Origin of the sequence: Paraglaciecola sp. (assembly GCF_030730205.1) — a bacterium.
Lineage (GTDB): Bacteria > Pseudomonadota > Gammaproteobacteria > Enterobacterales > Alteromonadaceae > Paraglaciecola.
This window is the reverse complement of the sequence record NZ_JANQVQ010000255.1, coordinates 1-9,488: the sequence shown is the minus strand read 5'-3', so window position 1 is coordinate 9,488 and position 9,488 is coordinate 1. Positions and strand designations below refer to the sequence as shown.

Genomic DNA, 9,488 nt, shown 5'->3' with positions numbered 1-9,488 from the left:
GGTTAATCCAGATGTACGGTTATCAGCTTGGTTGTTTTTTGTAGGCTATTTCATCACCATAAGCTGCCCCAAAAAGGGGGAGCAATAAACCTGCATTTTTAAACAATATGATGCAACCTTCGTGTTGTGTAATTGTCTTATCCTCGATTTTTAAACTATTCATCCAATTTCTATTATTTTTTGTACACATACACGTTTTATTCGATTTGAAATGTGATGAATGAATAATGAGAGAAGGCGTACACATGCAATTAACCGAACAACAAGGCTTCAATGAGGCATTAATTAAACTATCCGTTTTACTCTATCAGGTGGATGGTAAAGTCAGTTTGAGCGAACAAGACTACCTAGATCACGTCATCGATGAGCTGGATTGGGGAAGTACAATTTCCAAGTCGGCGTTTCTGACTGATGCAATATTTCGTGCCCGTGAAGCGGTTGATAACGATGATTGCCAGGGCTTTATTCGCAAGCTCAGTGACGACTTAAATCAAAATGCAAACAAAACCCTAGAAGTGGCAATGACACTGACCGGAATAGATGGGGAGCGCAGCGAACGAGAGGTCGAATTATTGGCTTTTTTGACTAATCGTGTCTTGGCTAAATCGCTAATGGCACAGGTTGAAGAATTTGATTCTGCAACGCCGATATCCTGATCCTGGCATTGTATTTTTTTGGCTAAATTCAGCCAGACTTCTCCGGCTCTAACCTCAGCGATCCAAATCAGTAAACGGGAAGACAATCATGTGATCTAGCTGTAAGCGAATACCAAAATTTTCGCCCACCTGATGATCATGGTGACTGGGTGTTAAACATAATAAGCGCTGGGGATAATGGGTGTTACTCTCGATAAGCTCGAGGGTATAGAGTATGTGTGAGCCTCGGAATACCCGCTTGATAATGCGGGCCTTAAAGGGGCTCGCATCATGGTGCTCAATGTCATCAGGACGCACTAATAATGAAAAATACTCTTGGTTTTTAAGATCAGCAGTGTCAGAAAAATGTGCTTTTGATGCGTCGAAATCGCCAATGACGGTATGTAAACTTGCATCATCACGTTTGGCTGCCGGTAAAAACACACTCTCACCAATAAATTTGGCCACAAAGGCGGTAGCTGGTCGATGATACAAATCATAGGCGCTGCCCCATTGCTGCAGTTTACCGCCTTCAAGTACGGCAATTTTGTCGGCCATGGCAAACGCTTCTTGTTGGTCATGGGTGACCACAATAGCGGTGATATTCACCTGTTTTAATAGCTGCCTAACCGTCATTGCCAGTTGTTCTCTTAGTTCAACGTCCAGACTTGAAAAAGGCTCATCTAATAAAATAATGGCCGGTTGCGGCGCGATAGCCCTAGCCAAGGCAACCCGTTGTTGTTGACCACCGGACAGTTGGTGAGGAAATTTATCGGCAAAGGCTGCGAGTTCTACTAAGGCCAAACATTCTTTAATACGCGCACGTTTGTCAAGCTTGTTCATGGCGGCTAAACCAAAGCCAATGTTGTCTGCCACTGACATATGTGGAAAGAGGGCGTAATCTTGAAACACCATGCCAATTTGGCGCTCAGTAGCCGGTGTATTGTGTTTGGCTGAACCAACACATTGGCCGGCAATAATAATTTCTCCACCACGGGGTTGGTGAAAACCTGCGATGGCTCGTAGTAGTGTGGTTTTGCCGCAACCTGATGGACCTAGTAAACAGCCAATTTCCCCTTGTTCAAGGGAAAAACTTACTTGTTCTAACACTGCCTTATTCGCGGTGTAACTAACAGAAACATCATTGAGCGATATCACTAAGACCCCTTATTTACGTTATCGAGTGCTTTTGTCAGCCATAAAATAGGCAAGAGGCCAACTAGCACAATGGTTAAGGCAGGCAGAGCCGCATCCACTAGCCGTTCATCTGACGCCAGTTCGTAGGTGCGTACCGCCAAGGTATTAAAATTAAAGGGACGCAGTACAAGAGTGGCGGGTAATTCTTTTAGTACATCTACAAACACCAATAATAAAGCACTTAATAAACTGGCTCTAAGTAGAGGGGAGTGGATGGTAACTAAGGTCTTTAATCGACTCGCACCCAATGTCGCAGCGGCATCATCAATTGTGGGGGTAATTCTGCCAAAACCTGCTTCAGTATTTTGTAAAGCAATACTTAAAAATCGCACGCAGTAAGCGAACATGACAGCAAATAAGCTACCTGAAAATATCAGCCCAACGTATTCACCGCTAATTAAGTGACTGAGTTGATTTACCTGACGATCGGCAAAGCCAAACACCACTAATACACCAACCGCGACGACCATGCCCGGCAGGGCATAACCCAAACTGAGAAGGCGAATTTGCCAATAACTGAAGCGGTTGTTGACCCAGCGCTGCTGATAGCTAAACAGCAGAGCAATACAAACCACCAGTATTGCCACACCAACACCAAGGGAAAACGTTGAGGTGACTAAAGTGAGGTAATCAGCACTCAATAGCGTGTCGAGCTGGCTCATGGCCCATACCACTAATTGCAATACCGGTATAAAAAAACCAAACAACACCGGTAAAAAACAAATAAGGCTCACGGTGATATTTTGCGCGCCTCTGAGCTTTTTCCGATCATGACGGCTGTCAATGACAGTGGATGCTTGATAATACTTAATACGCCTGCGGCTATGCTGCTCAAGCACCAGTACCACCAATACAAATAAACACAGAATCCCTGCCAATTGAATGGCTAATAATTGATTACCCATGGCATACCACGAACGAAAAATACCCGTAGTAAACGTATTGATACCAAAATAAGCCACCGTGCCGTAGTCAGCGAGGGTTTCCATCATGGCCAGCGCGACACCGGTAAAAAGGGCAGGGCGAGCAAGAGGTAATACGATGCGATAAAAGTGCTGACTTGCTGATAGTCCTGCCAAGGCAGATACTTCTTTAAAACGAGGAGATTGTTCACTAAAGGCAGTGCGCGCCAAAATATACACATAAGGATAGAGCACTAAAGACATGAGCAGGATGGCTCCGCCAAGGCTGCGAATTTCTGGAAACCAATAATCACCAAATTGCCAGTCAAAAGCCTCTCTTAACGTTGACTGCAAAGGGCCTGATACATCCAATATGCCAGTATAGGTATACGCAATAATATAGGCGGGAATAGCAAGGGGTAAAAGCAATAACCAGCGCATGACTTGGCGTAAACTAAACTCATATTGCGTCATGCACCACGCCGTGGCGGTACCGAGCAGTAAACTGCCACAACCTACGCCGAGGGTGAGTACAATACTATTGAATACATAATCAGACAGTACGGTGTCTATTAAATGCTGCCACGCGGCGCTATCGGGCCATAACAGGCTGGCGATAATAATGACTAAAGGGCTACACAAAAAGGCGCACAATATCAATAATACTGTGCGCCCTGTTAATGCTTGTAGTGTTCTAAGCAAAGGTTATTTCCAACCAGCGCGATCCATCAGTCGTAAGGCATCAGCATTACCTTCTCCTACTGCGTCAAGTGACACAGATTGGGCGTTAAACTCACCAAAACCTTGCATCAACTCGCTCCACGGCACGTCTTTATGTACAGGGTATTCGTGATTTTCTTGGGCATACCATTGCTGACTACTTGGCAATAACATATAGGCCAAAAGTTGTTTAGCAGCCTCTGCGTTAGGAGCATGTTTAGCGACTGCTGCGCCTGAAATATTCACGTGGGTACCAAAACTGTTTTGATCTGTCCACAACACCTTAACTTTGCTGGCTTGCTCTCGCTCACTTGCATCGTCTGAGCTTAACATTCCCGCGAGATAGTAGGTGTTAGCCACTGCGATTGAACATTGCCCTGCGGCCACTGCTTTTATTTGATCGCGATCTCCGCCTTTGGGCGATCTTGCCATGTTGGCCACCAGTCCTTTGGCCCATTTTTCTACAGCTTCTTCGCCAAGCTCAATTGTCAATGCTGCAATCATTGATTGGTTGTAGATATTACCTGAGGAACGAATACAAACTTGCCCTTTATATTTGGGTTTGGCTAAGTCGAGTATGCTGCTTAAACCATTGACATCAGCTTTGTCAGGTGCATACATGATAGGGCGGGCACGAAGGGTCAAACCAAACCAATGGTGGTCCGTATCACGCAGATTTTGCGGCACAATGTTATCGATGTCAGCAGACACAACTGCCTGAGTCAGACCCGCGTTTTTCGCTCTTACTAAACGGCCCGCGTCAGTGGTAATGAGGATATCAACTGGACTAAATTGCCCCTCATTTTGCATACGTGTAATCAAGGCATCCGCTGAGCCAGTAACCAAATTGACTTTTACGCCTGTTTCATTAGAAAACTTATCTAATAAGGGTTTGATTAATGCTTCTTTACGGGCAGAGTAGACGTTGACTTCCCCAGCCTGGACTGGCGTAACGATACTTATCAATGTGGTGGTGATAATACTAAAAGCAACGAACAGCTTCACATGAACTCCAAATTATTGACCAAAGAGTAATTGATAATAATTCTCATTAAGTTCAAAGGCAACCCTTAGTGAGTCTTGTTTGTAAAAATATGTAACCTTGCCCTCCTTAGTTAACAAAACTCAATTATTTCAAAGGGCTTAGCGAAATCAAAACAGGTGATACGCCCTATAGCAAGTACCTTAAAAAACATCAAAAAAGAGTTTGCTGGCTTTTTTGTGTTTCCATAGTGATAAATATTTTACAGAAGCACTAAGGCTTTAGTTACAATCGTGCCCCGTCTTTTGGGTTTCTGTTACTGTTGGTCATTATGCAGCTTATTAAAATTGATAAATCTCGTTACCGTCGCCATTTAAACATCGTTATTGTAAGTTGTATTGCCGCTTTGTTACTCGGCAGTTTAGTTATTTCACAAAGCCTTATTGCTCTATTTCCTGATGAAAGTGGGAGCCATTTCCATTGGAACGCACTCGGCGTATTGTGTTCGAGTATCGCCATTGCTTGGCTGTTGAATACCTACCGATCACATGATTTTATGACCGAAGTGGTTTATGTATGGGAGCTTAAAAAAGCACTGAACAAAATAACCAGAAAACTCTCTAAGCTCAAAGTGGCTGCTGAAACAGGTAATAAAGATGCCTTAATCGCGATGCAATACAGCTACGCTGGCTCCCGTTTGTTATGGCAACTGGACGACAATACGATCATCATGGATGACTTAGCCATTGCCCAAGTTGAGCTGGATAACCTAGCGGCTAAATACCACCTTAGTCTCAATGCCGATGATTACCGTGAGGCGATGTTAAAACAATTTTGATTCGAGCAAGCAGCGCGAAGCCGCCTAAAAAATTTCCGTCAATAATCGAGCGAGAAGCTGATTGTTGTAACCAACATTAATAGGACATCACCATGACCAGACGTTTACTCCAGCTATTTAAGTGCTGCGCACCACTCAGTTTTGTATTATTTTTTTGTAACCAAGCGATAGCAGGCGCAGCCATGACCAATAGTGAATCCATCGTTATTAGTACTCAGTTGGGCGAAGTAGAAGGCAAACGTGCAGGCAATGTTGCGACATTTTACGGCCTGCCTTACGCTAAAAACCCTTTTACTGAAGCTCGTCGCTTTCAAGCGCCTCAGGCAATTGAAGCATGGAGTGAGCGTTATGACGCGAGAACAATGACGCAGCCTGTTCCACAACCGAGCCGAGGTAAAACGACCACCCTAGTTGGTGCCCCCGGTGATTTGACGGTCAATATATGGACACCTGCATCAGCCATTAATACCCAACAAGCGCTACCTGTCATGGTATGGCTACCAGGTGGCGCCTTTATTCGTGAGGATGCCGCTGAACAAGCCTATGATGGCTCGCACTTCGCACGGCACAACGTCGTGATAGTGACCGTTAATTACCGAGTGGGTGTTGATGGGTTTATGCATATTAAAGGGGCACCAGACAATCGAGGCATCTTGGATCAAATCCTCGCTTTGCAGTGGGTACAAGACAATATTCAAGACTATGGCGGTGATCCTGCTAATGTGACCTTATTTGGTCAATCTGCCGGTGCGGGCAGTGTGGCTATTTTACTCGGCACTAAACAAGCCAATGGCCTATTTCATAAAGCGATTATGCAAAGTCCGCCCATGCAAGCGATGACTCAGTCGCAAGCCGCTAAAGTCAGTCACGTTTTTGCAAGTAAACTCAAGGTACCAGCTACTATTGAGGGCTTATCTAGCGTCAAATTCGACGCGCTCGTGGCAGGTGTGGTTGACATGGGTAATAGCATTACCGATAGAAGCGAGTGGGGCATGTTGTCGTGGGGTGGTACTGCATTTTTACCGGTAATTGATAAAGCGCTCATACTGAACTCACCGATGGTTAATTTAGCCAATAACGCCAATCCATCTATGCCCATTATTGTTGGTAGCACTGACCAAGAGTCGAGACTATATCTAGTGCCTGGCGGTGAAATAGACCGAATTAGGGAAGATCAGGTTTCGCTATTTTTGAGGGATTTACATCTAGGTAACGAGGCCGCTAAGGTGTATCAGAAAACTGATGATGCCTCGCACGGGGATATTTATGCTGATATTCAGTCTGACTATACCTTTAGAGTGCCAGCGCTACGCATTGCTGAACTGTTATCAAACAAGGGCAACCCAGTGTGGAAATACAATTTTTCTTGGCAATCTCCTGCCTACGATGGCCGTCTCGGCGCAGGGCATTTTGTTGATGTACCTTTTACTTTTGGCACGATACACAGCGAAGAGGCGGCTAATTTTGTCGGCCAGCAGCCTCCTGAAACGCTAAGTACGCTTATGCAAACGCAATGGCTTCTGTTTGCCAAAACGTCCCAGCCACAGTGGGGCCGTTATAATCAAACAGAGCGTCTAACATTGAGGTTTGATACGCAATCAAAAGAGCTGAAAGATCCAAACAAAGCCGTAAGAACTTTGTGGCAAGACTATCCTTTTTAATCCACTAAACTAAGGGCGACATCCAAGGTCGTTGGCCTTGGTTTATTGACCAAGTTAACCGCTTTATTATTGGCTGATTTTTCCTAAGATTTTTAAAATTGTGGGTTTTAACATGGCAATATTAACAGGCTTAGTTAAGTAGTCGTTCATGCCCGCTTTTATACATTTGTCTTTATCTCCTACCATGGCATTGGCCGTTAAGGCGATAATAGGAATGTTTCTAACCTTGTTAAAACGCTGATGATGTCGAATGATGTGTGTGGCTTCGAAACCGTCTAACTTCGGCATCTGGCAGTCCATAAGAATAAATGAAAAATTAAATTCAGCTTGCCGCGCCAGATATTCCAATGCTTGTTCGCCATCCCCCGCTATGACGCTCTTTATTCCTAGCTTAGATAGTTGAGATTCAATCACCACTTGGTTTATCTCATTATCCTCGGCCACTAAGGCTATGCAATCTTCACATAACGTTGATACAGTCGCTGTTGGACTAGTTTCTTCGTCGATATCGCTGGTCTGTGCAATTGGTGTGCTCAAACCCAGTGGTACTGAAAAGGTAAATCGTGAGCCCTTGCCTAGTTCACTCTCTACTGTGATGGTGCCATTCATTAATTCGATTAAATTACGGCTAATAGACAAACCTAAACCGGTACCTTGAGATTTTCTGGTGGCACTTGAATCCACTTGTGAAAAAGGCATAAACAGCAAACTTTGTTGGTCTTTAGCAATGCCAATACCGGTATCAACTACCGTGCACACCAGCGTGGCGGTATCATCTTCATGAGTACTTAACTGCACATCAACATTTACACTACCTTCTTGAGTAAATTTCAGGGCATTTCCGAGTAAGTTATATAATATTTGCTTGAGTCTTAGGGGGTCACCAATGAGCTTTATGGGTTTGTCTTCATTGGTTTTATAATGAAAGGCGATCTGCTTTTCTGCCGCGCGCCGAGCAAAATCAGTGATCAGGTTTTCAGTAAGATCATTAAAATTAAAAACATCATGGGTGATGATGATTTTGTCTGCTTCAATCTTAGAAAAGTCTAAAATGTCTGAAATGATACTGAGTAAATGCTCTGAACTGCTCTTAATTAAGCGCAAGTAATGCTGTTTTTCGTGAGGCTCTAATCCGCTAATTCGAGTATCTTCAAGTAACAAGGTCACTAGGCCTAAAATTCCTGAAATGGGGGTGCGAATTTCATGGCTCATGTTGGCTAAAAATACGCTTTTTTGTTTGTCGGCAGCTTTGGCTTTTTCAGCCATCACTTGTGCCAATTTTGCACTTTCTTGAGCCGCTTCATACGTTGAGGTTAACTCGTTTTTAGTATTTTCAGCGTCAGTGTCATCAATATTGATCCCCGTGGCTTTGATGGGACTGTTATTTTCATCGTAAATAAAATCCGCTAAACCCAGTATGTAACGAGTTTCACCGGCTTCAGTGACAATTCTAAATTTATGCTCAAAGTAAGTATGGGTGCTTATTGCCTTAGATAAAGCGGCTTGTGCTTTCTCCACATCTTCAGGGTGAATACTATCAATCCAATCTTGCGTTTTACCGCGGAAATTTTTACGGCTTATACCGTAGATTTCAAACAAGCGGTCATCCCAAATTAGGGTGTCGGAGAGTAGGTCTAGCTCCCATACGCCTATTTTAGCCGCCTTAAGAGCTAAAATAACCCGTTGCTCGAGGCGCTGACGAGCGATATCGTCTTCTTTTTGTTTGGTTAAATCTTTAAATGTTCCATAGTTTCTGACTACCCGACCATTCATTTTTTCGGAAAAGCCGGTCGCATTAACAATAAGTTGTTTGCCCTGGCTGGTGATAAAGTTTAAATCTTTCGAGTAGGGTTGGCCGGTTTTTTCTAAGTTTTGTAAGGCGTCTTTTAAAGTTTGGATGCAGTCTGGTTGGTAATAGTTAATGCCATCCTCGAGCTTTGGCCGATAGCTACTGGGATCGGTTTCATGCACGCGATGCACCACGTCAGACCAATACAAATAATGGGTATCTAAATCAATTTCCCAATAACCGGTATCGGTTACGGTCTCTAGCGCTTCCAATGCGCGTTTTATGCGTCTAGGTTCAGAAACATCTTCTCCCATAAAATAGATGTCAGTTGAATCTTCATCGGGTACCAGTTGCCACTGGCACCACAAAAAACTGCCGTCGGCTTTTCGCCAACGATGGGTTTGATTTGAGGTAGATAGGTCGTGACCAGAATCGAGAAGCGCTTGAACATTTGCTTGATCATCAACATGAAAATATTGCACGAGAGGGTGCCCCAATAATTCGTTTTTATTCAGCCCTACTACCTGCAGAGTAAAAGCGTTGCAATGCTTAATTTTAAAAGCAGGGTCACATTGAATAAACAAATACGCTAGGTTGTCAAAAAAACGGATGGGGCTGGTCATCATGTATTACCTTAAAAATGCAAAATTAAAGGCGTAAAAACGTCAACACGACCTTCACTTTTAGTCGGTTTATGGCGAATCAAAATGATCGCTTTAGATCAAGTGTAGCTAAAAACCCAAAATTAGTTTTTATATCTAAAA

8 protein-coding genes are annotated in these 9,488 nt (G+C 43.8%); 3 read left to right on the top strand and 5 right to left on the bottom strand.

What is annotated here, in order from left to right:
- Nucleotides 1-22: 22 nt before the first annotated feature.
- Entirely contained in the window at nt 23-163 is a 141-nt protein-coding gene (locus tag NWQ57_RS16555) for a hypothetical protein (protein WP_306023272.1), read from the bottom strand.
- Nucleotides 164-245: 82 nt separating this feature from the next.
- Here NWQ57_RS16555 and NWQ57_RS16550 point away from each other — a divergent pair, with 82 nt between their 5' ends.
- The gene (locus NWQ57_RS16550; protein ID WP_306023271.1) at nt 246-656 is read left to right on the top strand and encodes a TerB family tellurite resistance protein; all 411 of its coding nucleotides are present in this window, start codon (nt 246-248) and stop codon (nt 654-656) included.
- A gap of 54 nt (nt 657-710) precedes the next feature.
- On the opposite strand, the gene NWQ57_RS16545 is transcribed toward NWQ57_RS16550, so the two are convergent.
- The 3 genes from NWQ57_RS16545 to NWQ57_RS16535 are packed head-to-tail and all read right to left on the bottom strand — an operon-like array spanning nt 711 to nt 4,453.
- The gene (locus tag NWQ57_RS16545; protein ID WP_306023270.1) at nt 711-1,793 is read right to left on the bottom strand and encodes an ABC transporter ATP-binding protein; all 1,083 of its coding nucleotides are present in this window, start codon (nt 1,791-1,793) and stop codon (nt 711-713) included.
- Nucleotides 1,793-3,436, bottom strand: a complete 1,644-nt coding sequence (locus NWQ57_RS16540) for an iron ABC transporter permease (protein WP_306023269.1) — start codon at nt 3,434-3,436, stop codon at nt 1,793-1,795. Before NWQ57_RS16540 ends, NWQ57_RS16545 begins: the two co-directional genes overlap by 1 nt.
- A 3-nt stretch (nt 3,437-3,439) precedes the next feature.
- A complete protein-coding gene (locus NWQ57_RS16535) occupies nt 3,440-4,453 on the bottom strand; it encodes an extracellular solute-binding protein (protein ID WP_372340932.1) in 1,014 nt (337 codons plus the stop codon).
- A gap of 314 nt (nt 4,454-4,767) precedes the next feature.
- On the opposite strand from NWQ57_RS16535, the gene NWQ57_RS16530 reads away from it, so the two are divergent.
- Complete coding sequence (locus tag NWQ57_RS16530) at nt 4,768-5,274, top strand: DUF3087 domain-containing protein (RefSeq protein ID WP_306023268.1); 507 nt, start codon at nt 4,768-4,770, stop codon at nt 5,272-5,274.
- 92 nt (nt 5,275-5,366) lie between these two features.
- Complete coding sequence (locus NWQ57_RS16525) at nt 5,367-6,935, top strand: carboxylesterase/lipase family protein (protein ID WP_306023267.1); 1,569 nt, start codon at nt 5,367-5,369, stop codon at nt 6,933-6,935.
- A 66-nt stretch (nt 6,936-7,001) separates the two neighbouring features.
- Here the strand turns inward: NWQ57_RS16525 and NWQ57_RS16520 are convergent, their stop codons facing one another.
- Complete coding sequence (locus NWQ57_RS16520) at nt 7,002-9,350, bottom strand: PAS domain-containing protein (RefSeq protein ID WP_306023266.1); 2,349 nt, start codon at nt 9,348-9,350, stop codon at nt 7,002-7,004.
- Nucleotides 9,351-9,488 lie beyond the last annotated feature (138 nt).